Source organism: Kocuria gwangalliensis, assembly GCF_039544365.1.
GTDB classification, from domain to species: Bacteria; Actinomycetota; Actinomycetes; order Actinomycetales; family Micrococcaceae; genus Kocuria; species Kocuria gwangalliensis.
This window is the reverse complement of the sequence record NZ_BAABLN010000008.1, coordinates 159,302-182,321: the sequence shown is the minus strand read 5'-3', so window position 1 is coordinate 182,321 and position 23,020 is coordinate 159,302. Positions and strand designations below refer to the sequence as shown.

Sequence of the window (23,020 nt, the reverse complement as noted above, 5' to 3'; positions counted from 1 at the left end):
AAAGTGTTCATGGGTCGCCGTGCTCCCGGCGCGCGACCCCGCCCAGAAGAAAGAGGCATTCCATGACCTCCACTCCCATCCAGTCGTACGGTGCCGCACCGGTCACTCCGCGCATGGAGGACGGGGCGCACAACGGTCAGGACGATTACGTTTACAACCGTTTGCTCAAGGAACGCATCATCTGGCTCGGTTCCGAGGTGCGTGACACCAACGCCAACCTGATCTGCTCGCAGATGCTGCTGCTGTCTGCTGAGGATCCCGAGGCGGACATCTTCCTGTATATCAACTCCCCGGGTGGCTCGGTCACCGCGGGCATGGCCATTTACGACACCATGCAGTTGATCCCCAACGACGTGGTCACCGTGGCCACCGGCCTGGCGGCCTCCATGGGACAGTTCCTGCTGTCCTCGGGCACCAAGGGCAAGCGGTACGCGACCCCCAACGCCCGCATCCTCATGCACCAGCCCTCCGGCGGTATGGGCGGTACCGCGTCGGACATCCGCGTGCAGGCCGAGCTGATCCTGTCCATGAAGAAGCGCCTGGCCGAACTCACGGCCGAGCAGACCGGTCAGGACCTCGAAACCATCCTGCGCGACAACGACCGCGACAACTGGTTCGATGCCGAGCGTGCCCTGGAGTACGGATTCTTCGACCACATCGCCCAGTCCGCCGGCAACGTGACCGGTGGCGGCGGAACCATGCGGGAATCCAAGTAACCAGCCGTAGCTGCCACGAACCACTTCAAGAATTTCAGGACGGACCAATGAACTTGCCTCACGCCACTGCACCGCAGTTGCCCACCAGCCGCTACGTGATCCCGGACTTCGAAGAGCGCACGCCCTACGGCTACCGCCGCCAAAACCCGTACACCAAGCTGTTCGAAGACCGCATCATCTTCCTGGGCGTCCAGGTGGACGACACCTCCGCTGACGACATCATGGCGCAGCTGCTGGTGCTCGAGTCCCAGGACCCGGACCGCGATATCACCATGTACATCAACTCCCCGGGTGGATCGTTCACGGCCATGACGGCCATTTACGACACCATGCAGTACATCCGCCCCGAGATCCAGACCGTGTGCCTGGGCCAGGCCGCCTCCGCCGCATCCGTGCTGCTGGCCGGTGGCACCCCGGGCAAACGGCTGGCGCTGCCCAACGCTCGCGTGCTGATCCACCAGCCGGCCATGGAGGGTCAGGGCGGCGGTCAGGCCTCGGACATTGAGATCCAGGCCAACGAGATCATGCGCATGCGAACCTGGTTGGAAGACACCATGGCGCTGCACACCAACAAGTCCAGCGAACAGATCAACCGCGACATCGAGCGCGACAAGATCCTCACCGCCAGGGACGCGCTGGAGTACGGCATCATTGACCAGGTGTTGGAGTCCCGGAAAATCAACAAGCCGGTGACCGTCACGCAATAAAACTGACGTAGGCTGAGCGGCGTCGCGGGAGACACTTACTCCGGCGACGCCGCTGCTCACCACGTACCGGTGTCGAGCTTTGGTGCACCTGCCGCCCTGGCCTAAAATGGCGCCGAGGGCAACATCGAGATGAACTGTGAGGATTGGCTATGGCGCGCATCGGAGAGAGCGTTGACCTGCTCAAATGCTCCTTCTGCGGTAAAAGCCAGAAGCAGGTTCGCAAGCTCATTGCCGGGCCTCGGGTCTACATTTGCGATGAGTGCATTGAACTGTGCAACGAAATCATTGAAGAGGAACTCACCGAGGTCGAGGAAACCGACCACATCGAGCTCCCGCGCCCGCAGCAGATCCACGATCACCTGCAGGAATACGTGATCGGCCAGGACACCGCCAAGCGCGCACTGTCCGTGGCCGTGTACAACCATTACAAGCGCATCCGCGCGGGTGTCTCCGGGCAGACCCTCTCCATTGCCGGTTCCGACGGCAACGAAGAAGACATCGAAGTGGCCAAGTCCAACATTTTGTTGGTGGGCCCCACCGGTTCCGGTAAGACCTATTTGGCGCAGTCCCTGGCTCGTAGACTGGACGTACCGTTCGCCGTGGCGGATGCCACCTCCCTCACCGAGGCCGGATACGTAGGTGAAGACGTTGAAAATATTCTCCTCAAACTCATCCAAGCCGCCGATTTCGATCTCAAGAAAGCGGAGCAGGGGATTATTTACATTGACGAGATCGACAAGATTTCTCGTAAATCTGAGAACCCCTCGATCACGCGCGACGTATCGGGTGAAGGGGTCCAGCAAGCGCTCCTGAGAATTCTGGAGGGCACCGTCGCGTCAGTTCCTCCGCAGGGCGGGCGCAAGCATCCCCAGCAGGAGTTCCTGCACATCGACACCACCAATGTGCTTTTCATCGTGGCCGGCGCGTTCGCCGGTTTGGACGAGATCGTCCAGCAGCGCACGGGCAAGAAGGGCATCGGCTTCGGCGCCGCCATCCGCGACACCTCCGAGGTGGACCTCACCGGCCAGGTGCGCCCGGAGGATTTGTTGAAGTTCGGGCTGATCCCCGAGTTCATCGGCCGCCTCCCGGTGGTGACCACGCTGTCCAAACTGTCGGTCTCGGACATGGTGCGGATCCTCACCGAACCCAAGAATGCCCTGGTCAAGCAGTACCGCAAGCTGTTCCAGATCGACGGCGTGGAACTCACCTTCGACCCGCAGGCCCTGGAGGCCATTGCCGAACTGGCGATCGAACGGGGAACCGGTGCCCGCGGCCTGCGCGCCATTCTGGAAGACATCCTCATGCCGGTCATGTTCGACCTGCCCAGCCGCGACGATGTCGCTGCGGTTCTGGTCACCGCCGATTCCGTGGCGAAGCTGAGCGACCCGGAGATCTTCACGCACGAGATGATCGAAGAAGAGCGGCGTCGTCATAAGTCCGCGTGACGCGTGATCACCCCGTGAAAGCAACACACCCGTCTGTCGAAAGGTAACCGTATGTCCGAGAAGCAGCACGTAGATTTCTGGTTCGATCCGCTGTGCCCGTGGGCCTGAATGACCTCGCGCTGGATGGAAGAGGTCGTCGAGATCCGCGACGTGGAGGTCAACTGGCGCATCATTTCGCTGGGCATCCTCAACGAGAACAACCCGGACAATCACCATCGGGGTCACATCGAGTCCATGTGGATGGTGCGCGTGATCGAGGCCGCGGCTCAGGAACACGGCGATGAGTACTACAAGAAGCTCTACGACGCCATGGGCACCCGCCGTCACCCGGGGGGCATGGAGGACGAGCTGGAGATCATTCAGGAATCCCTCGCGGAGGTCGGGCTGCCCGCCGAGCTGGCGGACGCCAAGGACTCCGAGGACTACGACGCCGCGATCCGTGCGTCCACCGAGGCCGCCCAGGCGGTAGCCGGTCAGGACATCGGCACCCCGTGCATCGCCGTGAACGGCGTGGGCTTCTTCGGCCCCGTGTTCACCCCGGCACCCAAGGGCGAGGAAGCGGGCAAGGTCTGGGACGGTGCCCTCGCACTGGCCTCGTACCCGGGCTTCTACGAACTCAAGCGCGGTCGCGAAAAGGGCCCCGACTTCAGCTGAGCATCCTCCGCTGACGGGGATGCCCTGACATCCCAGTCCGCAAAACTGCGCCCGCGCAGGGACCTAACTGCACTTTGGCGGACCAGGATGTCAGCCACCCGGGCCCAGGCATGACACGACAACGCCGGACGATCCCCAGGGGATCGTCCGCCGTTGTCATGTGCGGGTGTGACTACACCTCGACGGCGGCCTCCAGCTGTACGTGGCTGACGGTCAGCTCGCCGTCGGCGTCCGTGAGCGTGAGGTCCGCGGCGTTACCCGCGGCCTTGAGATCGTCCAGACCGGCGCGCAGCTGCTCCAGCTGTGCGGCCGGGCCGGAGACGGTCGCGGAGGTGACCGCGGTGCGCTGCTTGACCTTGGCCTCGGACTTGGACTTGCGCAGCCCGGACAGGGCCTCGCCCACCACGGTCAGCACCTCGGGATCGCCCTGTTGGGCCAACCCGGCAAACCCGTCGATCAAGGGCCAGGGAGCGCGGTGCACCGACCCCGAACGCCACCAGGACCAGACCTCTTCGGTGGCGAAGGGAATGAACGGTGCGAACAACCGCAGCAGGGTGTCCAGCGTGGTGGCCAGGGCCGCGTGCACGGATGCCTGAGCCGCTTCACCGCGCGAACCGTAGGCGCGGTCCTTGACCAGCTCCACGTAGTCGTCGGTGAAGGTCCAGAAGAAGGACTCGATCAGCTGCAGGGCGCGGGCGTACTCGTAGTCCTGGAACGCGGTGCTCGCACGGGTGACCACATCGGCCAACTGGGTCAGCAGGGCGCGGTCCAGGCCGTTGACGACCACCGACTCGTCCGTGCCCGAACCCAACACGGAGGCTTCGGTGACACCCTGGGCCAGCACGAACTTGGAGGCATTGAGCAGTTTGATGGCCAACCGGCGGCCGATTTTCATCTGCCCCTCGTCGTAGGCGGTGTCCGCACCCAGCCGGGCGGAAGCCGCCCAGTAACGCACGGCGTCCGAACCGTACTTCTCGAGCACATCGGTGGGGACCACCACGTTGCCCTTGGACTTGGACATCTTCTTCCGGTCCGGGTCCAGGATCCAGCCGGACAATGCCGTGTGCTTCCACGGCACGGTCTGCGCCAGGGTCTCCGCGCGCACCACGGTCGAGAACAGCCAGGTCCGGATGATGTCGTGACCCTGCGGGCGCAGATCCATGGGGAACGTGGCGGCGTGCAGCTTCTCGTCCACGGACCAACCGGTCGCGATCTGCGGGGTCAGCGAGGAGGTGGCCCACGTGTCCAGGACATCCGGGTCCGCCATGAAGCCACCGGGCTGATCCCGCTGCTCCTCGGTGTAACCGGGCGCGACATCGGCCGTGGGGTCCACGGGTAGCTGGTCCTCGGAGGGCAGGACGGGATGGTCGTAGTCCGGCTCACCGGACTCGTTCAGCGGGTACCAGACCGGGAACGGCACACCGAAGAACCGCTGACGGGAGATCAGCCAGTCACCGTTGAGCCCCTCGATCCAGTTCTCGTAGCGGGAGCGCATGAAAGTGGGGTGCCACGAGATCTCACGGCCGCGTCCGATCAGTGCCTCGCGGCGCCCGGCGTCACGGCCACCGTTACGGATGTACCACTGGCGGGAGGTGACCACTTCGAGGGGCTTGTCGCCCTTTTCGTAGAAGTTCACCGGGTGCATGATTTTCTTGGGCTCGCCCTCCAGGTCACCGGAGGCCTCGAGTAACTCCACCACGGCCTTCTGCGCGGAGAACACGGTCTTGCCGGCGACCTGCGCGTAATTCTCGGCCGGGGCGCCCTGGGCGATCCACTCGGGTTGCTCCGCGAGGAAACGGCCGTCGCGGCCGATCAACGCGCGGGTGGGCAGGTTGAGCTCGCGCCACCAGGTGACGTCGGTGAGGTCGCCGAAGGTACAAATCATGGCGATACCCGACCCCTTGTCGGGCTTGGCCAGCGGGTGCGCCTTGACCTCAACCTCGACGTCGAACAGGGGAGAGCGCACGGTGGTGCCGAACAGCGACTGGTACCGCTCGTCATCCGGGTGGGCCACCAGGGCCACGCACGCGGGCAGCAGCTCGGGGCGAGTGGTCTCGATGAAAACCTTTTTCCCGTCCGGGCGGTGGAACGAGATGCGGTGGTAGGCGCCCTCGCGTTCGCGGTCCTCGAGTTCGGCCTGGGCCACCGCGGTGCGGAACGTGACGTCCCACATGGTGGGGGCCTCGGCCATGTAGGCGTTACCCGCCTGGTAGTCCTTCAGGAACGCCAGCTGCGAAACCTTGCGGGAGTGGGCATCAATGGTGCGGTAGGTGCGGTTCCAGTCCACGGACAGACCCAGGGTGGAGAAGAGGTGCTCGAACACCTTCTCGTCCTCCACGGCGAGCTCTTCACACAGCTCGATGAAGTTCTGGCGGGACACCACGTCCCAGTCGCGCTGGTTCTTGGCCGGCTTCTCCGGCGGACGGTAACCCTCGATGTAGGGTGTGCCGGGTTCGCACCGTACACCGTAATAGTTCTGCACGCGGCGTTCGGTGGGCAGGCCGTTGTCATCCCAGCCCAGCGGGTAGAACACGTTCTTGCCGCTCATCCGCTGGTAACGGGCAATCACGTCCGTCTGCGTGTAGGAGAACATGTGACCGACGTGCAGGGAACCGGAGGCCGTGGGAGGGGGAGTGTCGATCGAGTAGACGGCCTCGCGCGTGGTGTCCGCGTCGAAGGCGTACGTGCCGTTCTCGCGCCACTGCGCGGAGTACTTGTCCTCCAAACCCTCCAGCGCCGGCTTGGCGGGAACGTTCACCGCGGTGGTGGACGCAGCGTTGTCAGTGAAATTGGGCGTGTCTGTACCCTCAAGATGTTGTGCCATGCGCCCAGTCTCTCATGCAATTCGGGCGCAACAGGCCTAGCGTGGGGTCATGGCACAGCTACAGATCAAGCGCGTTCGTGAGGACAGGGACCCGGACGACGGCGCTCGCATCCTGGTCGACAAATTGTGGCCTCGCGGGGTGAGCAAGGACCACGCCGCCCTGAACCACTGGTTTAAGAACCTTGCGCCCACGGACGGTCTTCGAAAGTGGTTCGGCCACGATCCCCAGAAATTTGAGGAATTCGCGTCGCGCTACCGGAAGGAACTGGATCAGGATGCGTCGGGGGAGGTAGCAGAACTCGAACACGTTCTGCGAGACGTGGACGCGGCGACTCTGCTCTACGACGCTAAGGACGTGGAACACAATAACGCCGTGGTGTTACTGGGTTGGTTGCGCGACCACCGCAGCGGGTTCTGAAACATAACAATCAAGTCCAATTAGGTATTTATCGCGAAACAATAAGGTAGCTACGGTTGTAGATATGACTCACAACACACAGACCGCCTACAACAACCCCAAGCCTCTCGGCAACGGCAAGGTGGCCGTGGTTACCGGCGCTTCGACCGGTATCGGCGAGGCCACCGTGGAGCGACTGCGCAGCAGCGGCTGGACCGTCTACGCCTTGGCACGCCGTGCGGACCGACTCGAAGACCTCGCCCAACGCACCGGTGCGATCGCGGCGCCCACGGACATCACGGATCAGGCCCAGGTCGACGCCCTGCGCGACACGGTGCTGTCCGAACAGAAGACCGTGGATGCCGTGCTCAACATCTCCGGCGGCGCGCGGGGCACCGACAAGATCCTTGACGCCAAGGATGAGGACTGGGACTGGATGTTTCAGGTCAACGTCATGGGCACCCTGCGGGTGACCCGGGCCTTCTTACCGGCCCTGCGCGAGAATGGCGAGGCCACCGTGGTCAACCTGACCTCGCTGGCTGCCTTCCGCGCCTACGAGGGTGGCGCCGGGTACAACGCCGCCAAGTACGCCGAGCGCTCCATGACCGAAGCACTGCGCTTGGAGGAAGCCGAACACAACGTGCGCGTGGTCGAGGTAGCTCCCGGCCTGGTGCACACCCCGGAGTTCTCACTCATGCGCCTCGGTGGTGATCAGGAAGCCGCGGACAAGATCTACGCCGGTGTGGAGAAACCGCTCACCGGTGCCGATGTGGCCGAGGTGCTCGCCTTCGCCGTGGAGCTGCCGCACCACGTCAACATCGACACCCTCACCGTGAAGCCGGTGGCGCAGGCGGCCATTCACAAGATGATTCGCAAGCAATCCTGACGCTGAAACGGTGTAGTGAACGGGCTTCGATGAGAACGTGTCGTCGGGGCCCGCGTACCTATCGTGACCCGGGGCGGCCTGCTTAGCTCTGGCCTGGCACTTGCGTCGCTCGTGGGCGTGGCCGCGTGCTCAACTGGCTCGCGCGAGGGCGATGAAGCGACCCGCCCGGGCGCCGCGGCGTCGTTCCTCATCGCAAATCCTGCTCAATGGCGTCGGCGCAGGCGAATGAGAGGTTCTGGGCACGGACGAGCAATCCGAGACCGTTCGTCAATCGGATCACCGGGCCCAGCGCGGCACCGACCAGGCCGAGGGGACGAACAGCACGAGTCAGCGTCAGCATGGTGCCCCCCTCCGCGGGAGTGAGCCTCAGGTCGTACCAGCCCCAGGGCCCGTCATTCCACTGATCGGACCAGCGGACCCGGTCCTGGGCGTCCGCGGTGAGGGCGAGGCGCAGAGTGCTCGTGCGGGCGCGCTTGGTCCACGTGCCGGCGAGGGCTCCGTCCGCCTGCTGCTCCATCTCGGGCAGCATCAGCCATTGAGGGGCGAGCGCGGGATCCGCTGCGACCGAGCGCACCAGGGGCGCATCGGCGGGAATGAAGTGGGTGAGCAGGACGGCCACGGTTCGTTCGTGGGCCTGCGACTCGACGGTGCGGGCGCGCCGCGGCGTGGGGGTGGTCCAGTCCGCGGCATCCTCGACGTCGGCCATGACGGCTTTCGGGTCGGCCCCGGTGTGCTCGATCATCTCGCGGATCGTCCCGGACGGCTCCGCGAGCAAGGCCCGCAGAAGATCACGCTCGGTCACGCGCATGCCGAGGCTGTCGAGGAGGCGCTGCACCCGTTTGGCCGACGGAACATCGCCGGCGTCGTCATAGTTCAGCTCGCTCACCGGCCGGGGCGTCGACGCGGGCAGGACATGAACGTCCACGCCGAGCTGGGCGACGGCGTCGGCCTGGACCGCGCCGGCGGCCGTGCGGGCAGAGCTCAGCGTTATGTCGTGCTGCGAGAGGGCCTGTGCGGCCGGCCCGCCCGCGGCGATCAGGCCGATCAGCAGATGGTCTAGGTCGATGTAGGGCTCTCGTGCCCGTGCGGCCTCGCGCCACCCGGCGGTCAGGTACTTGTACATCGTGCGGGTGCTCATCGGGGTCCTCCGTGCTTGGGTGCCAGATCCGGGCGGATGCGGTTGCGGTACTTCCTGTGGACGGCCTGCCGCGACACGCCGAGGCAGGCCGCGATATCGACCCAGCCCAGACCCGCCGCCAGCGCGGCCTCCACCTGGCGCAGCTCCAGCGTGTCCGCAAGACGCCGCAGCGACGCGATGGCGCGTAGTCCTGTCGTCGGGTCGGACAAGTCGCCCGCCCGCTCAGCAAGGTCTGTAGTCTTCATAGACAGCAACGTACGTTGACATGCCCACCCAAGTCAACAATGCTTGTCTTGCTGGGGTGGGTCACCGGTTGGACCGATCATGACCCCCCTCGCCTGCTTCTACACGCGTCTCGTGCCCGTGGACGGCAATCCCCTCGACGCCATCCTTCACACCCCTCAGGTGCGGCACACCTGAGTCGAGGGACGCGTCGTAGACCCCGCGGTCTATGCAGGTGGCCCCGGTGAAGCCACCACGCACCACTTCGGTGACGGAGGCCCAGGGCAACCGCCCCATACCCGAACCGGCTTGCGGAACGTCCGACGGCACCTCAGCGCGGAGGCGTTCAAGGGCTTCCCAAAGTTCGCTTTCGCGCTCGCGGTTGTAGGACTCCTTCGACGATGGCGCGACCCGGTCGTGATCGACGTAGTCACCCGTGGACGTCGGGAGCTTGCCCAGGACGACGTCGGCGAGGCTGCGGCCGGCAGTGCAGGGGCTACTGGCCAACGGGGTGAGGCTCAGCAACGGCATCACCCGGTGCATGACGAACCGGGACAGCGCACCGGCGTCGCGGGTCAAGGCCGTACCGGGCACCAGGCCGGGGTTGTAGCCGATGATGTCGACACCGGGCGGCAACCGCCGGGCGTACTCGTGGATGAGGTGGATCGCGGCGAGCTTGCTGGTGAAGTAGGCGGTCCGGCCGGCGGTGACCGTGCCCGGGTTCACGAAAGAGCCGGTCCGGGCCAGCACGTGGGGCGGGTGTCACTGCGGTCCGGGGACCATGCCCAGGTTGTGCCTCAGATCGCCGAAGTGGGTGTCGCTCACGGTGCTGACGACGCGAGACGGGCCTTGGAGGTGGTCCTGGAGACGGCGCACGAGGACGTGGTTGGCGAGCACGTTGATCGCGAGGGTCGCCTCCAGGCCGTCGTGACTGCGGGTGAGGTTGCTGGTGTACTGCAGCCCGGCATTGCCCACGATTGCGCGCAGGGGCGGCAGGTCGCCGGAGTCGAGCCGTCCGGCCAGTTCGTCGGCGGCCGCGCGGACGCTGCCCACGGACAGCAGGTCCGCGTCGACAAAAAAGATTGATCGGTCGCGGCGTCCCAGCTCGCGGGCCAGCTTCGCGCCGCCCCCGTCGCGGGTCAGCACGACCAGATGCGCCCCGGGGGACTCGGCGAGGATGCGGGCAGCGGCGATGCGGCCGATGCCTCGGGTCGCGCCGGTTATCACGATGGTGTGTCTCATCGGCTTAGTTCTATCCGTTCGGATGCGGTGCGAGGGCGAAGCGGGACGCATGTCTCCACGTCAGCTTATGCCCGTCAAAGCGCGCAGGAGCAGGGTTGCCTCCGCGTCGGGCAGCAGGTTGGCGGCCTGACCTGCCGGTGTTCGCGGATCGTGCGCAGCCCGGAAAGCGATGTCAGCAAGGACCGTGCCGACGACCAGATGGGTAGCGGCATCGGCATCGTGATGCCCAGCCTCCCCGAGCGCGGCTGCCCGTTCCAGAATTGCCGCGAGATGCTCGCGAGTGGGCTCGAAGATGTCGGCGCGCAGGATCGCGGCCAACTCCGGATCATGAATCGCCTCGCCGACCAGGGAGACCAGGATCCCTCCGATCCTTCCGCACAGCGACTTCCGTTTGTGGGCCAGCAGTTCACGCAGGTCCCCGTCGGTCGATCCCGTGTCAACGTCCGTTGTCTCGGCCGCGGCGATGTGTCCAGCGGCCGCGAGGATCAGTTTCCGTTTTGAGGGCCAGCGCCGGTACAGGGTCCCCGTCGACACCCCGGCCCGTTTGGCGACCTTCGCTGTCGTCAGCGGTGCATAGCCGTCCTCGGAGAGGAGGTCGAGCACTGCTGCCAGGGGCCGCCTGCGCCTCCGGGACCCGCACCCGAGGGCACTCCACGATGTACCGAGCCGTAGTGGCGGGGTTGGAGGCCCATCTCGGGACGCATGTCGCCGCTTCGGTACTCACCCGGGGCTACACGCCGGGGCTGTTGACGGCTATGCCCTTGATGCTGCCCGGCTGCCATTTGGCCGTTGAGGAGCTGGAGCGCGAGGGGATCTGGCTGATCGCCGCAGACCGTGTGCGAGGGGCGGCCCTGCTGGTGCCGTCGGCCGTGCTGGCCCAAGTCGTCGCACGGGGGGCTGGGCCGGCCAGCGCGCTGACGGGTTGGTTCGGCAGACGGTGAGCTCTCCTGGTGCGTCAGGTCGAGGCAAGGACATAGCATCGCAACGGTGCGCCGATCCAGCCACAAAGGTTTTTTTGCTTTCTTATTCAGCTTTTCCCAACCAGCGCTAAATGAAGAAGTGAATAATGTTAGGGAGGTCATTGCCATCAGAGAGGCCTGCTCCTGGCCGGGATCGGGATGTTGGTGACCCAGGCCATTGATTCCCCTCTTTACGGGGCCGTGGTGATTTTGACTGGTGCCGGTGTAGTGCTCGGTGCGGCATACCAAATTCGGCGTTCCCGAAATGAGCGAGTCACCTCGAGCCACTGAACAAGGTTCACGTTGGAACCACTTATAAAGACCACGTTAAGAGCCCTCCCATAACGTGATGTGTACCGAGGTCATGGGCATTACGCGGCAATGGGGGCAGAGCCGCAGCCGAGCTCCGCTGCTACGTTATCGGAATGGTCTTCGATGTGCGGTTTTTCCCCGGGTTTCCCCTGCCGGTCCACGACTACGCGGAGCTGATGGTTGAACTGACTCGCTACGAGGGCCCGGCGCAGCGCGTGGTCATTGCCCACTCGCTGGGCGCTCTAGAGGCACTGTTTTTCAAGCCCGGCGAGGACGTGTCCATGGTCCTGCTGGCCCCGAGCACCCTCGACAAGCCCCGAAGAGGGCGGGTGCTCGTGCGCGGTTGTCTGCGGGGGTTGAGCTGGCTGCCGGTTGCGGGCGAGGCGATCGCCGGCTTTTGCGAGAGCACGCCTACAAACGTTATGCCGCCCAGCCTCCTGCAGGTGCTCCGCTGTCCCTGGGGGCGGCCGCCGACCGTCTTCATACTACGGCGCCCAAAATACCAAGGGCCTACCGCGGCCCCTGCACCGTGGTTTGCTCCCCCGAGGATTCCCGGCATCCGGCGCAGCTGCGACTGGCCGAAGAGCTGGGGGCCACCGTGCGGTGGGTCGAGGGTGGGCACCTGTTCCCGGTGACCAGGGGACGGGCCACCGCTGAGATTATCCTGGAGGCCCTGGGCGGCCTCGACCACCCTGGCTGAAACGCACCGCGGGCTCGTCTCCGCCCGGGAACCGGTCCGGTATTTGTCATTGATTACTGCCACGTGTCCGGTCCCGAGCCTCTCGCCCCCGGAAAGCTGCCCAGCGCAGCACCTCGATGTCTTTGCCGAGCGCCCGCTGCAGCCGCGCCTGATCGCGCGGAGAGGGGTCTACGAGGTGGGCGGTGCGGGCCGCGCGCAGCAGGGGCAGGTCCGAGAAGCTATCGGAGTAGGCGTGATCGACTGGTAGTGCCACACCGGCGGCCCCCAGAGCCCGCAGCTTGGCCTCGCCGCGGGCGGGCATCGCCTGTGGTAGACCCCAGCGGCGGCGGATCAGGGTCGAGGCGACCACATCGACCCCGTCCAGGCCGATCACAGTGCAAACCTCCTGCGCCAACGGCGAAGCACATCCGGTGGCCACGACCACCCAGTCCCCGGCCTCCCGGTGCTCGCGCACTCGTTCCAGGGCTGCCGCGGGAGCGCGCCCGGTAGCGGGCCCGGCGTGCCGGGTCGCGAAGTCGCCAGCGGCGGCGGCGAAGGCGTCTTCGTCCATTCCGGCGGCGGCCAGCCACACCAGGTACCGCTCGGCAGCCAGGCGGGTGGGCGGCAGAAGCCAGGCCGGCAACCAGACCGGCACCGTGACCACCGCCATAGCACAGCGGAGAAGATTTCGTGTGATCAGATGGCGCAAGAAAGCCCCGAAGGAATCCCCGGCCACCAGAGTGCCGTCCAGATCGAACACCACCACTTGACGTCGTGGGACCTCGGACAGGGCAACTATTGGCGCAGCACTCATCTGCCGAATCTTATAGGGGAGGACGGGTATCGCTCCGCGCGACGGTGGTAACCGACGGCTACTTGACCGTGTCAGCAGTAACGCCCTCAGGCGGTGATTGAGGCCTTCGAGGCCCAGGTCAGCTGCTGCAGCTTGACCTCGGTGTTCAGCCCCGTGCCCTGGGCACTGGCGGCGAGCCAGGTGGAGCCGATCTCCAGTCGGCGGTGATCGAGGCGAAGGTTCAGAAACGTCGTCATCCCGACGGTGCGGCCGTCGCTTCTCCGGCGGATGATCCACGGAATGACCAGTTGGTCGGCGTGGCGGACAAGGCGGGTCGCAATCTCCGCGCGCATCCCCTCGGGAGGGGGCAGACGGATGTACCACACCGCTGGGTTGGGCGAACCTGATCTAATGGGGCTGTTCGATGAGGCACAGTTCACGCATTGTCACACCCCGCCCATACGCCGGCCGTGACCCGGCGCCGCCTGGCACTTGCGTCGCTCGTGGGCGTGGCCGCGTACCCAACTGGTTTGCGCGGGGGCGATGAAGCGACCCGCCCGGGCGCCGCGGCGTCGTCATCGACTGCGTGATCAATTCATTTCGTTGAGTGGTATTGCGTGCACGTAGCCGGGGAGGTCTCCTCGCACGGGGATGCCACGTTGCCGGCCGGGCCGGCGGCGCTGTCACCCGGGGTGCCGAAAACTGACATATCGTTCATGGGGTACTGGAAACGGGGACGCGCCACGGAGTAACCGCTGTCCCGCGGGACGCTGCGCGTAGCCCTGGCATCGACGCATCGGAAGGTGACCGTGAAAGGCCCATTCAACAAGGACCTCTCCTCACGGTCCGTGCGAGTGCGTATCCTGTCCACGATGCTCGCCTTCATGGCCGGTGGCCTGCTCATTGCCGGATTCGTCAGCTACTACGTGCAGTTCACCGTGTTGGACGACCGGGTCAACGCGGAACTGCTCCAGGAGGTGGATGAGTTCCAGCGGATCGCGGAGCTTCGCCAGTCGGATGTGGGCGGGAACGAAAGCACCGAGGACCTGATGCGGGCCGCCATTCAGAGCGCCGTCCCGGGGGAACATGAATCGTTCCTCGCCTTCTTGGACGACCGCCCGCAGTTGAAACCGCAAGAGCAGGCCTTTGAACTCGACAACCCGGACACGGTCGAGCAGATCCTGAGCACTCACACGCCGGGCAGCACCATTTTCACCCACCTCGAGATCAACGGTGAGGCGATCCCGGCCGCCGTCGCGTCCGTGGAGCTGTACAGCGATGACACGCCCGGTATTTTCGTGGCGGCCAACAGGATCCAAAATCAGCGCGATCAGATTTGGATCTCCGCCGTCACCTACACCGTGGTCAGCCTGGCAACGTTGCTGGCCTCTGCGCTGGTGGGCCTGGTCGTGACGGGGAAACTCATGCGCCCCATTGGGGATCTGCGCAATGCCACTCGGGAGATCACCATCGACGACCTGGAACGTCGCGTTCCCGATCCGGGTACCCGGGACGACGTGGCCGCGCTCGCCCAGAACTTCAACCGCATGCTGGAACGCATCCACGAGGGCTACGCGCATCAACGGCAATTCATGTCCGATGTCTCCCACGAACTACGCACGCCGTTGACCATCATCCGGGGGACCCTGGAAACCACGGACCTCTCCGACCCCGCGGACGTGAGCGAGGGCCACGAGATCGCCCTGGACGAGTTGGACCGGATGAACAACCTGGTGACGGACCTCTCCACCCTGGCCAAGACCGGCCGGCCCGATTTCGTGAAATTCGCGCCCGTGGATATGGCGGAATTCGCTCGCAACGCCATGTCCCGCATCGAGCACCTGGGCCCCAGGCGCTGGCTGCTCGATTTCGGGGCGGACGTGATGGCCCGGGCGGACGAGGACCGCCTCACCCAGGCCGTGGTGCAACTGGCCGCCAACGCCGTGCGGTACAGCGAACCGCACACCACGATCGAACTGAAGGTCCAGCACATGAGCCTGTCCGGCCGGTCCATGATCATGGTGGGAGTCCGTGACGAGGGCATCGGGATTGCCAAGGCGGACCAGGCGCGGATCTTCGAACGTTTTGCCCGCGTCTCCGACAGCGGCGGTGAATCGGGTTCCGGTCTGGGCCTGGCCATTGTCGAGGCCATTGCGCAAGCCCACGGCGGCTCGGTCAGCCTCACGTCCCGGCCGGGGCACGGTTCCACGTTCACCATCATTTTCCCGCAGGACAACACCCCCGTGCCAGATCCCGAGGAGCGCTGACATGCGAATACTGATTGCCGAGGACGAGCCCCGCATTTCGCGATTTGTGGCTCGAGGCCTGAAGGCTCACGGTTACACGCCCACCGTGGTGGAGGACGGGATCACCGCTTTGGACTACGCGAGCAGCGGTGAGTTCGATCTGCTGGTCCTGGACGTGGGGCTACCCCGCATGGACGGATTCGCCGTGCTGCGTGCCCTGCGTGAGATGGGCGCGGACATCCCGGTCCTCATGTGCACCGCCCGCGATTCCGTGGCGGACACGGTGCACGGACTGGAGGGCGGCGCGGACGACTACCTGGCCAAGCCCTTCCGGTTCGAGGAACTGCTGGCCCGGATCAAACTGCGTGCTCGCGAGCGCAACGGCGGCGGCGCACGACCCGCCCAGGAGAGCCGTGAATTCGGGGATCTCACCCTGAACCTCCGCACGCGGGTTGCCACCGTGGGCGCGGGTGCGCACAAGCGCGAGGTTGAACTGTCCAGCCGCGAGTACGCCCTGCTGTCGTTGTTCCTGGAGCACCCGAATCAGGTGCTCACCCAGGAAATCATCCTGTCGAGGGTGTGGGGTTACGACTACGACGGCGCGTCCAACGTGGTGGTGGTCTACCTGCGTTACCTGCGGAAAAAAATGGGTGCGGACCGGTTCATCACCGTGCGTGGAGCCGGTTACAAACTGGTGGATCCGCGTGCGTCGTAGGTTCGCCCGCCCCGGCCGGGCGATTATGAGAAGTTCCTCATGTCCGGCTCACGGTGGTTTCATTGACCCGCAGCACAGTTGAGACATGAAAATGCTTCGGAACGCCGCCATCCTCGCGGCACTGGGGGTGACGGCCACCGCCCTCGTGATCATGCCCATGGACTCCCCTGAGACCACCACCGTTCCGGGCATTGTGGTGACCCCGCAGACCACGACCAGCGCGTCACCGAGCGAGGCCACGACCCGGAGCGCGGCGGGCCACGCCGAGCAGGCCCCGGACCCCGCGGCCCCGGCGCCGACCGAACGCCCGGTCGCTCCCGCGCCGTCGTTGGCTCCCGTACCCGTTCCCCAGGCCCCCGCCCTGGGTGGCGTGTGCGAGTGGGACGACGAGGAGTGGGAGTGCGACGGGGACTGGGGTGACGACTGAGTCCCTCGTGGGGTTAGAATGGCGCGGTGCACCCCGTGCACGCACAGACCGTGAACCGGCCATCACCGGGGAGTCTTCGGAAGAACGGATCGCTCCGGCGGAGCGATGTCAGTAGAACCGAACGGGTGGGCCCGTGACAGCCTTCGAATGAGCGGCTCGCGGCGTCGTCGTTCCCTGTGGGAGCGCAACGGCGCGAGTAAGCGAGGTGGTACCGCGCCGCCGGCGTACTCCGTGCGCCCCAGCGTCCTCGCATCCTGAATTTACTGACGTCTCAGGATGGAGCACCGTGACTGATTCACTCGTTTACCCCAAGGTAAGCACCGACCCCGCCGCTCAGGGCGTCCCGTCCGCCCCGCGGTTCCCGCAGGTCGAGGAGCGCGTTCTCGAGTACTGGAAGCAGGACGACACCTTCCAGGCCAGCATCGACCGGCGCGATCGCGGCCAGGACGGTGCCAACGAATTCGTCTTCTACGACGGCCCTCCCTTCGCCAACGGCCTGCCCCACTACGGGCACCTGCTCACCGGCTACGTCAAGGACCTGGTCGCCCGCTATCGAACCCAGCAGGGCCGCCGCGTGGAGCGCCGCTTCGGGTGGGACACCCACGGTTTGCCGGCCGAACTCGAGGCCATGAAGCAGTTGGGCATGAGCGACAAGCATGAAATCGAAACCATGGGCATCGACAAGTTCAACGATGCCTGCCGCGCCTCCGTCATGAAGTACGCCACCGAATGGCAGGACTACGTGACCCGTCAGGCCCGCTGGGTTGATTTCGACAACGACTACAAGACCCTCAACGTCGAGTACATGGAATCGGTCATGGCCGCGTTCAAGTCACTCAACGACAAGGGCCTGATCTACTCCGGTTACCGCGTGTTGCCGTACTGCTGGAAGGACGAGACGCCGCTGTCCAACCACGAGCTGCGCATGGATGACGACGTCTACAAGGACCGTCAGGACACCACCGTCACCGTGGGCTTCGAGATCCTCGACGACGCGTCCTGGGCCGAACAGCCCGACGTCGTGGCCCAGCTCGCCGGCGCCCGCGCCCTTGCCTGGACCACCACGCCGTGGACCCTGCCCACCAACGAGGCGCTCGCGGTCGGCCCGGACATCGACTACGTGCTGGTCCACAGCGGGGCGCAGTTGGCCGGGCGTCGCTACCTGATCGCCTCCGACCTGCTGGACGGCTACGCCAAGGACCTGGGGCACGGCGACGCCGAGGACCCCGCAGCGGCCGCCCGCGAGGCCGTGACCGCCCACTTCACCGGTGCTCAGCTGGAGGGCGTGCGCTACCGCCCGCTGTGGGATTACTTCACGGACGCCGAACGCTTCGGCACCGGCACCGCGTGGCAGATCCTCGTGGCCGACTACGTCACCACCACGGACGGCACCGGGCTGGTGCATCAGTCTCCGGCCTACGGTGAGGACGATCAGAACGTGTGCGCCCGCTACGACATCCCCGTGGTGCTCTCGGTGGACGAGGCCGGCGTGTTCTACGACTTCTTCACGGACGAGACCCTGGCCGCCGGAGCTCCCCTGGCCGGGATCGCCGGACACAATGTGTTCGACAAGGACGTGGCCCGCACCGTGATCCGCGACTTGCGCGCCCAGGATGCACTGGTGCGCGAATCCAGCTACGTGCACTCCTATCCGCATTGTTGGCGCTGCCGCAACCCCCTGATCTACCGTGCGGTCTCCTCATGGTTCGTGCGGGTCACGGACATCAAGGACCGCATGGTGGAACTCAACCAGGAGATCAACTGGATCCCGGACAACGTCAAGGACGGCCAGTTCGGTAAGTGGCTCGAAAACGCGCGCGACTGGTCCATTTCCCGCAACCGTTATTGGGGTTCGCCCATCCCGGTCTGGGAGTCCAGCGACCCCAATTACCCGCGCCGTGACGTGTACGGCTCGCTGGCCGAGATCGAACGGGATTTCGGTACGCTACCGCGCAATGCGGACGGTGAGGTGGATCTGCACCGCCCGTGGATCGACGACCTCACCCGGCCCAACCCGGACGATCCCAGCGGCCGGTCCGTGATGCGCCGTGTGCCGGAAATCCTGGACGTCTGGTTCGACTCCGGGTCCATGCCCTACGCCCAGGTGCACTACCCCATGGAGAACCGGGAGTGGTTCGAGACCCACAACCCGGCCGACTTCATCGTGGAGTACATCGGACAGACCCGCGGCTGGTTCTACCTGCTGCACGTGCTGGCCACCGCCTTGTTCGACCGCCCGGCGTTCCGCAACGTGATCTCGCACGGCATCGTGCTGGGCTCGGACGGGCAGAAGATGTCCAAGTCCCTGCGCAACTACCCGGACGTCAACGAGGTCTTCGATCGTGACGGTGCGGACGCCATGCGCTGGTTCCTGATGTCCTCACCCATCCTGCGCGGTGGAAACCTGGTGGTGACCGAGCAGGGCATCCGCGAGGGTGTCCGCCAAATGATGTTGCCGCTGTGGAACGTCTACCACTTCTTCGGTCTGTACACGAACGCCGCCAACGGCGGCGCCGGGTACGAGGCGCAACTGCGCTACGGCGCCGAGAACGTGATGGACCGCTACATCCTGGCCGAGACCGGACGGCTGGTCACCGAGACCAAGCAGCAGTTCGACGACTACGACATCTGGTCCGCCGCCGAAACCCTGCGTTCCGCCATGGACACACTCACCAACTGGTACGTACGCCGTTCACGCGAGCGGTTCTTCGACGAGGACACCCAGGCCTTCGACGTGCTCTACACGTGCCTGGAGACCGTGTGCCGCGTAGCCGCGCCACTGTTGCCCCTGGTCACGGAGGAGATCTGGCGCGGACTGACCGGTGGCCGTTCGGTGCACCTCACGGACTGGCCGGACGCCTCCCTGTTCCCGCAGGACGAGGACCTCATGACGCTCATGAACCGCACGCGCGCCATCTGCTCCTCCGGTTCTGCCCTGCGCAAGGCCCACAACCTGCGCGTGCGCCAGCCCCTGGCGGGTCTCACCGTGGCGGTTCCCGAGGGACAGCGCCTCGGGGGAACGTTCGAGTCCATCATCGCGGACGAGCTCAACCTCAAGACCGTCACGCTGCTCGACTCGGCGGAGGTCTCGCCGGCGGACTTCGGCATCTCGCGGCAACTCAAGGTCAACGCCCGCGCCGCGGGACCGCGCCTGGGCAAGCAGGTCCAGCAGGTCATCAAGGCCGCCAAGTCGGGCGACTGGTCGGTGGCCGAGGACGGCACGGTCACGGCCGGATCGATTCCGTTGGAAGCGGGTGAATACGAGTTGGCCACGGTCGTCGACGACGCCGCGGAGACCTCCGCGCGCGCCGTCACGGTGCTGCCCGGTGGCGGTTTCCTGGTACTGGACACCGAGCTGACCGACGAGCTGCGCGCGGAGGGCACCGCCCGGGACATGATCCGTGCTATCCAGCAGGAGCGTAAGAACGCGGACCTCAACGTCTCCGACCGGATCCACACGACCATTCATGCGGATGCGCCAACGTGTGCCGCGGTCGACGCCAATCGTGACCTCGTGGCGGGGGAGACCCTGAGCCGTGAGCTCGAGGTCATTGTCTCGGACGAGTCCTCGGTAACCGTGGAGGTGGTGAACTGATGAGTGACGCATGGGATCTTTCGACTCCCCAGACCGTGGAAGAGGTGTACGCGGAGCTTCTCGACCGTGCGCCGGAGAACCGGATGGCGCCGCGCTTGGACGCGGTCCAGCGCGCCGTGGACATTCTCGGGAACCCCGAAAAGAGCGCGCCGGTCATCCACATCACCGGGACCAACGGCAAGACCTCCACGGCTCGCATGGTGGAGTCCTTGCTGCTCGCCCATGACCTCCGGGTGGGCCGCTACACGAGCCCGCACCTGGAGAAGGTCACCGAGCGCATCAGCCTGGACGGCAAGCCCGTGGCGGATGAGACCTTCGTGCGCGGCTACGGCGAAATCGCCCCGTACCTGCGGCTTGTGGACACCGAGTTGGCGCAGCGCGGCGAGCCCCGGCTCACATACTTCGAGGTGCTCACCGTTCTGGCGTTCGCGATCTTCGCGGACGAACCCGTGGACGTCATGGTCCTGGAAGTGGGCATCGGCGGCAGCTGGGACGCCACCAACGTGGCCGACGCCGCGGTGTCCATCGTGACGCCCGTGGACCTGGATCACACGGAGATGCTCGGGGACACACTCCAGGACATTGCGTTGGAGAAGTCCGGGATCGTCAAGAGCGGCGGATTCCTGGTGTCCGCGGCCCAGGACCCCGCGGTGGCCCAGGTGCTGCTGGAACGGGCTCAAGAGGTCGGAGCGAATTTCCGCTTCGCGGGCGTGGAATTCGGTGTGAGTGGCCGCACCATTGCCGTGGGCGGGCAGATCATGGCCGTTCACGGCCTGGCCGCCGAGTACACGGACCTCATGCTGCCGCTGTTCGGTGAGCACCAGGCGGAGAACGCGGCGCTGGCCATCGCAGCCGTGGAGGCACTGCTGGGTGGGGGAGACAAACCCCTCAACCAGGAGCTGTTGGTCGCAGGGTTGGGCACCGTGGCCTCTCCGGGCAGGCTCGAGCTGGCCCGCAAGGCACCGCCCGTGCTCTTGGACGCGGCGCACAATCCGCACGGGCTGAAAGCCTCGGCGGCGGCCGTCAAGGAATCGTTCACGTTCGCCAAACTCAACCTGGTGGTCGGGATTCTGGGCGAGAAGGACGCGGAGACCATGCTGCGCACGCTCGCCGAGGAGTACGGCGAGTACGAGCTCGAATTGTGGTGCAGCCAATCCCGGTCCCCGCGGGCGATCCCGCCCCAGGAGCTGGCCGAGATCGCCGCGGACATGGGATTCGACGAGGACATGGTCCACGCGGAGGGCCGCCTGGACGACGCCATTGCCTCCGCCGTCCAGGACGCCGCCGACCGCCAGGAATTCGACGGCGCGGTACTGATCACCGGTTCCGTCACCGTGGTGGGTGAAGCCCGTGCGCTCCTCGGCCTCTGAGAACCGCCACAGCGTTGGGAGGACATGACCATGGCAAAAATGACCAGGGCCCAGCGCGAATGGCGCCCGGGCCAGAAGAAACCGCGCGGCTCCATCAAGGCAATGTTCGCGGTGTCCGTACTGGCCATCGAGGCGTTCATTGTTTTCTTCGCCACGCTGGCGGCCTTCGGGATCCTGGCACGGGACTGGGAAACCACCCACCAGTGGCTGCTCGTGGGCGGCGGGGTGTTGCTCACCCTGGTGTTCCTGATCGCGTGCGGCATGGTGCGCAGGCCCGGCGGATACGTGCTCGGCTGGGTGTTGCAGCTCGTGCTGATTGCCACGGGCTTCCTGGTGCCGGCCATGTTCGTGCTCGGCGCGGTGTGCGCGGCGGCGTGGTGCTACGCCGTGGTCAAGGGCACCGCGATCGACCGGGAGAACCGGGAACGCGATCGTCTCCAGGAACAGTGGGAAGCCGAACACCCGCATGAACTCGAGTGAGTCACCGCGCAGCGTAGCACGGCCGGTAGGCTGGTCGCGGTACCCCTGACGAGATCGATCCAAGGAGATGTTGATGACGGAACGCACCCTGGTGCTGGTAAAGCCCGACGGCGTGGAGCGCGGCCTGACCGGTCAGATCCTCGCGCGTGTCGAGGCCAAGGGCTACAAGATCGTGGAGCTCAAGCTCGTGCAGGCCACGCGGGAGATCCTCGAACAGCATTACGAGGAACACCAGGGCAAGCCGTTCTTCGAACCGCTGGTCGAGTTCATGGGCTCCGGCCCGGTGGTTGCCGCCGTGGTCGAGGGTAACCGCGTGATCGAAGGTTTCCGCAGCCTGGCCGGTTCCACCGAACCCACCACCGCGCCCCCCGGCACCATTCGCGGGGATCTGGGCCGCGACTGGGGCGAGAAGGTTCAGAAGAACCTGGTGCACGGATCGGATTCACCCGAGTCCGCAGCGCGCGAGATCGGCATCTGGTTCGCCTGATCCGCACTGACCCACTCGGACTCGTGGAACGAGCAACGGCGGTGTGCGACCGAATATCCGGTCGCACCCCGCCGTCGCGTATTTTGACTGTCCGGGCCCGTGCGGGTCGCTACGCGAAAATCACGGTGGCGAAACGGACGGCAATGATGCCGAAAGCCACCACCAGGAGACCGATGGCGATCAACCACGCCCAGGCGCCGGAATGGCCGGCCCGGACGAATCGGTCGCCGAACATTCCCGCCCGGGCGTTTCGCGCCGTGGTGTGGGCCAGCAGGATGGTCTGTGCGATCCACACGATCATGCAATACAAGCACAGGGTGTTGATCTCGAAGGTGGTCTGCCACCACAACCACAGGGTGAACACGGAACCCGCGAGGGTACCCACCCACACGAGCCACCAGTACCAGTCGGCAAAGCGAGCACCCGCCAGGACGCCCACCGCGATCGCCATCACGACCGCGTAGGCCACGATGCCGATGAACGGGTTGGGGAATCCGAAGAGTTCGGCCTGGGGAGTGCGCATCACGGTTCCGCACGAGAGCCATGCGTTGATGTCGCAACTCGTGCGGTGGCCGGCGTCCGCGAAAATGGCCAGGCGTTCCATCACCAGGGTCGCGGAAGCACCGAATCCGATGATCGACAGAATCAGCGCGAGGCTCGCCCAGCCTCGATCTGTGGGGGCGGTGTGCTGACGGTCCGGGGTGTTTGTTGAGCTCACAGACCGAT

At 65.6% G+C, this 23,020-nt stretch carries 24 protein-coding genes; 15 read left to right on the top strand and 9 right to left on the bottom strand.

The features are described 5' to 3' along the window. The first annotated feature begins 113 nt into the window (after nt 1–113). The 4 genes from ABEA06_RS04125 (at nt 114) to ABEA06_RS04110 (ending at nt 3,522) form a co-directional block, all read left to right on the top strand. A complete protein-coding gene (locus tag ABEA06_RS04125) occupies nt 114–716 on the top strand; it encodes an ATP-dependent Clp protease proteolytic subunit (RefSeq protein WP_190780571.1) in 603 nt (200 codons plus the stop codon). A gap of 47 nt (nt 717–763) precedes the next feature. Further along, nucleotides 764–1,423 carry an ATP-dependent Clp protease proteolytic subunit gene (locus ABEA06_RS04120; RefSeq protein WP_303383218.1) on the top strand — a complete coding sequence of 220 codons (660 nt, stop codon included), beginning with the start codon at nt 764–766 and terminating at the stop codon, nt 1,421–1,423. A gap of 149 nt (nt 1,424–1,572) precedes the next feature. Next, nucleotides 1,573–2,868, top strand: coding sequence for an ATP-dependent Clp protease ATP-binding subunit ClpX (gene clpX, locus ABEA06_RS04115; protein WP_345310656.1), 1,296 nt, complete (start codon nt 1,573–1,575; stop codon nt 2,866–2,868). 108 nt (nt 2,869–2,976) lie between these two features. Next, entirely contained in the window at nt 2,977–3,522 is a 546-nt protein-coding gene (locus ABEA06_RS04110) for a mycothiol-dependent nitroreductase Rv2466c family protein (protein ID WP_345310655.1), read from the top strand. 172 nt (nt 3,523–3,694) lie between these two features. Here the strand turns inward: ABEA06_RS04110 and valS are convergent, their stop codons facing one another. Then, entirely contained in the window at nt 3,695–6,346 is a 2,652-nt protein-coding gene (gene valS / locus ABEA06_RS04105) for a valine--tRNA ligase (protein WP_345310654.1), read from the bottom strand. 49 nt (nt 6,347–6,395) lie between these two features. Here valS and ABEA06_RS04100 point away from each other — a divergent pair, with 49 nt between their 5' ends. Further along, a complete protein-coding gene (locus tag ABEA06_RS04100; protein ID WP_303383659.1) occupies nt 6,396–6,764 on the top strand; it encodes a DUF488 domain-containing protein in 369 nt (122 codons plus the stop codon). Nucleotides 6,765–6,828: 64 nt separating this feature from the next. Then, on the top strand, nt 6,829–7,629 hold the full coding sequence (locus ABEA06_RS04095) for an SDR family oxidoreductase (protein ID WP_345310653.1): 801 nt from the start codon (nt 6,829–6,831) through the stop codon (nt 7,627–7,629). Nucleotides 7,630–7,816: 187 nt separating this feature from the next. On the opposite strand, the gene ABEA06_RS04090 is transcribed toward ABEA06_RS04095, so the two are convergent. The 5 genes from ABEA06_RS04090 to ABEA06_RS04070 form a co-directional block, all read right to left on the bottom strand. Continuing rightward, nucleotides 7,817–8,767, bottom strand: coding sequence for a Clp protease N-terminal domain-containing protein (locus ABEA06_RS04090; RefSeq protein ID WP_345310652.1), 951 nt, complete (start codon nt 8,765–8,767; stop codon nt 7,817–7,819). After that, nucleotides 8,764–9,012, bottom strand: a complete 249-nt coding sequence (locus tag ABEA06_RS04085) for a hypothetical protein (RefSeq protein WP_345310651.1) — start codon at nt 9,010–9,012, stop codon at nt 8,764–8,766. Before ABEA06_RS04085 ends, ABEA06_RS04090 begins: the two co-directional genes overlap by 4 nt. 61 nt (nt 9,013–9,073) lie before the next feature. Beyond that, complete coding sequence (locus tag ABEA06_RS04080; protein WP_345310650.1) at nt 9,074–9,715, bottom strand: Rossmann-fold NAD(P)-binding domain-containing protein; 642 nt, start codon at nt 9,713–9,715, stop codon at nt 9,074–9,076. A gap of 36 nt (nt 9,716–9,751) precedes the next feature. Continuing rightward, nucleotides 9,752–10,231 carry an SDR family NAD(P)-dependent oxidoreductase gene (locus tag ABEA06_RS04075; protein ID WP_345310649.1) on the bottom strand — a complete coding sequence of 160 codons (480 nt, stop codon included), beginning with the start codon at nt 10,229–10,231 and terminating at the stop codon, nt 9,752–9,754. A 60-nt stretch (nt 10,232–10,291) separates the two neighbouring features. After that, nucleotides 10,292–10,834 (bottom strand): TetR/AcrR family transcriptional regulator, encoded by a 543-nt coding sequence (locus ABEA06_RS04070; protein ID WP_345310648.1) that lies wholly within the window; start codon nt 10,832–10,834, stop codon nt 10,292–10,294. 53 nt (nt 10,835–10,887) lie between these two features. On the opposite strand from ABEA06_RS04070, the gene ABEA06_RS14535 reads away from it, so the two are divergent. Then, complete coding sequence (locus ABEA06_RS14535; protein WP_425559488.1) at nt 10,888–11,172, top strand: HXXEE domain-containing protein; 285 nt, start codon at nt 10,888–10,890, stop codon at nt 11,170–11,172. A gap of 859 nt (nt 11,173–12,031) precedes the next feature. Then, nucleotides 12,032–12,202 (top strand): hypothetical protein, encoded by a 171-nt coding sequence (locus tag ABEA06_RS04065; RefSeq protein WP_345310647.1) that lies wholly within the window; start codon nt 12,032–12,034, stop codon nt 12,200–12,202. A 46-nt stretch (nt 12,203–12,248) separates the two neighbouring features. On the opposite strand, the gene ABEA06_RS04060 is transcribed toward ABEA06_RS04065, so the two are convergent. Together ABEA06_RS04060 and ABEA06_RS04055 are read right to left on the bottom strand one after the other, a co-directional pair. Continuing rightward, nucleotides 12,249–12,995, bottom strand: a complete 747-nt coding sequence (locus ABEA06_RS04060) for a haloacid dehalogenase-like hydrolase (RefSeq protein WP_345310646.1) — start codon at nt 12,993–12,995, stop codon at nt 12,249–12,251. A gap of 86 nt (nt 12,996–13,081) precedes the next feature. Beyond that, complete coding sequence (locus ABEA06_RS04055) at nt 13,082–13,360, bottom strand: GNAT family N-acetyltransferase (protein ID WP_345310645.1); 279 nt, start codon at nt 13,358–13,360, stop codon at nt 13,082–13,084. A 423-nt stretch (nt 13,361–13,783) separates the two neighbouring features. Between ABEA06_RS04055 and ABEA06_RS04050 the strand changes: the two genes are divergently transcribed. From ABEA06_RS04050 to ndk, 7 genes are all read left to right on the top strand, one after another. Then, a complete protein-coding gene (locus ABEA06_RS04050; protein ID WP_345310644.1) occupies nt 13,784–15,241 on the top strand; it encodes a sensor histidine kinase in 1,458 nt (485 codons plus the stop codon). 1 nt (nt 15,242) lies between these two features. Beyond that, nucleotides 15,243–15,935 (top strand): response regulator transcription factor, encoded by a 693-nt coding sequence (locus tag ABEA06_RS04045; protein ID WP_345310643.1) that lies wholly within the window; start codon nt 15,243–15,245, stop codon nt 15,933–15,935. A gap of 85 nt (nt 15,936–16,020) precedes the next feature. Further along, nucleotides 16,021–16,362, top strand: a complete 342-nt coding sequence (locus ABEA06_RS04040; RefSeq protein WP_345310642.1) for a superantigen-like protein SSL4 — start codon at nt 16,021–16,023, stop codon at nt 16,360–16,362. A gap of 286 nt (nt 16,363–16,648) precedes the next feature. After that, the gene (gene ileS, locus ABEA06_RS04035) at nt 16,649–19,957 is read left to right on the top strand and encodes an isoleucine--tRNA ligase (protein ID WP_345310641.1); all 3,309 of its coding nucleotides are present in this window, start codon (nt 16,649–16,651) and stop codon (nt 19,955–19,957) included. Then, nucleotides 19,957–21,327: a bifunctional folylpolyglutamate synthase/dihydrofolate synthase gene (locus ABEA06_RS04030; RefSeq protein ID WP_345310640.1), complete on the top strand. Its 1,371-nt coding sequence runs from the start codon at nt 19,957–19,959 to the stop codon at nt 21,325–21,327. Before ileS ends, ABEA06_RS04030 begins: the two co-directional genes overlap by 1 nt. Nucleotides 21,328–21,357: 30 nt before the next feature. Beyond that, nucleotides 21,358–21,807, top strand: coding sequence for a DUF4233 domain-containing protein (locus tag ABEA06_RS04025; protein WP_345310639.1), 450 nt, complete (start codon nt 21,358–21,360; stop codon nt 21,805–21,807). Nucleotides 21,808–21,880: 73 nt separating this feature from the next. Then, the gene (gene ndk, locus ABEA06_RS04020; protein ID WP_190780250.1) at nt 21,881–22,294 is read left to right on the top strand and encodes a nucleoside-diphosphate kinase; all 414 of its coding nucleotides are present in this window, start codon (nt 21,881–21,883) and stop codon (nt 22,292–22,294) included. Between the two features lie 109 nt (nt 22,295–22,403). On the opposite strand, the gene ABEA06_RS04015 is transcribed toward ndk, so the two are convergent. Next, nucleotides 22,404–23,012 carry a vitamin K epoxide reductase family protein gene (locus ABEA06_RS04015; RefSeq protein ID WP_303383159.1) on the bottom strand — a complete coding sequence of 203 codons (609 nt, stop codon included), beginning with the start codon at nt 23,010–23,012 and terminating at the stop codon, nt 22,404–22,406. Nucleotides 23,013–23,020: the final 8 nt, after the last annotated feature.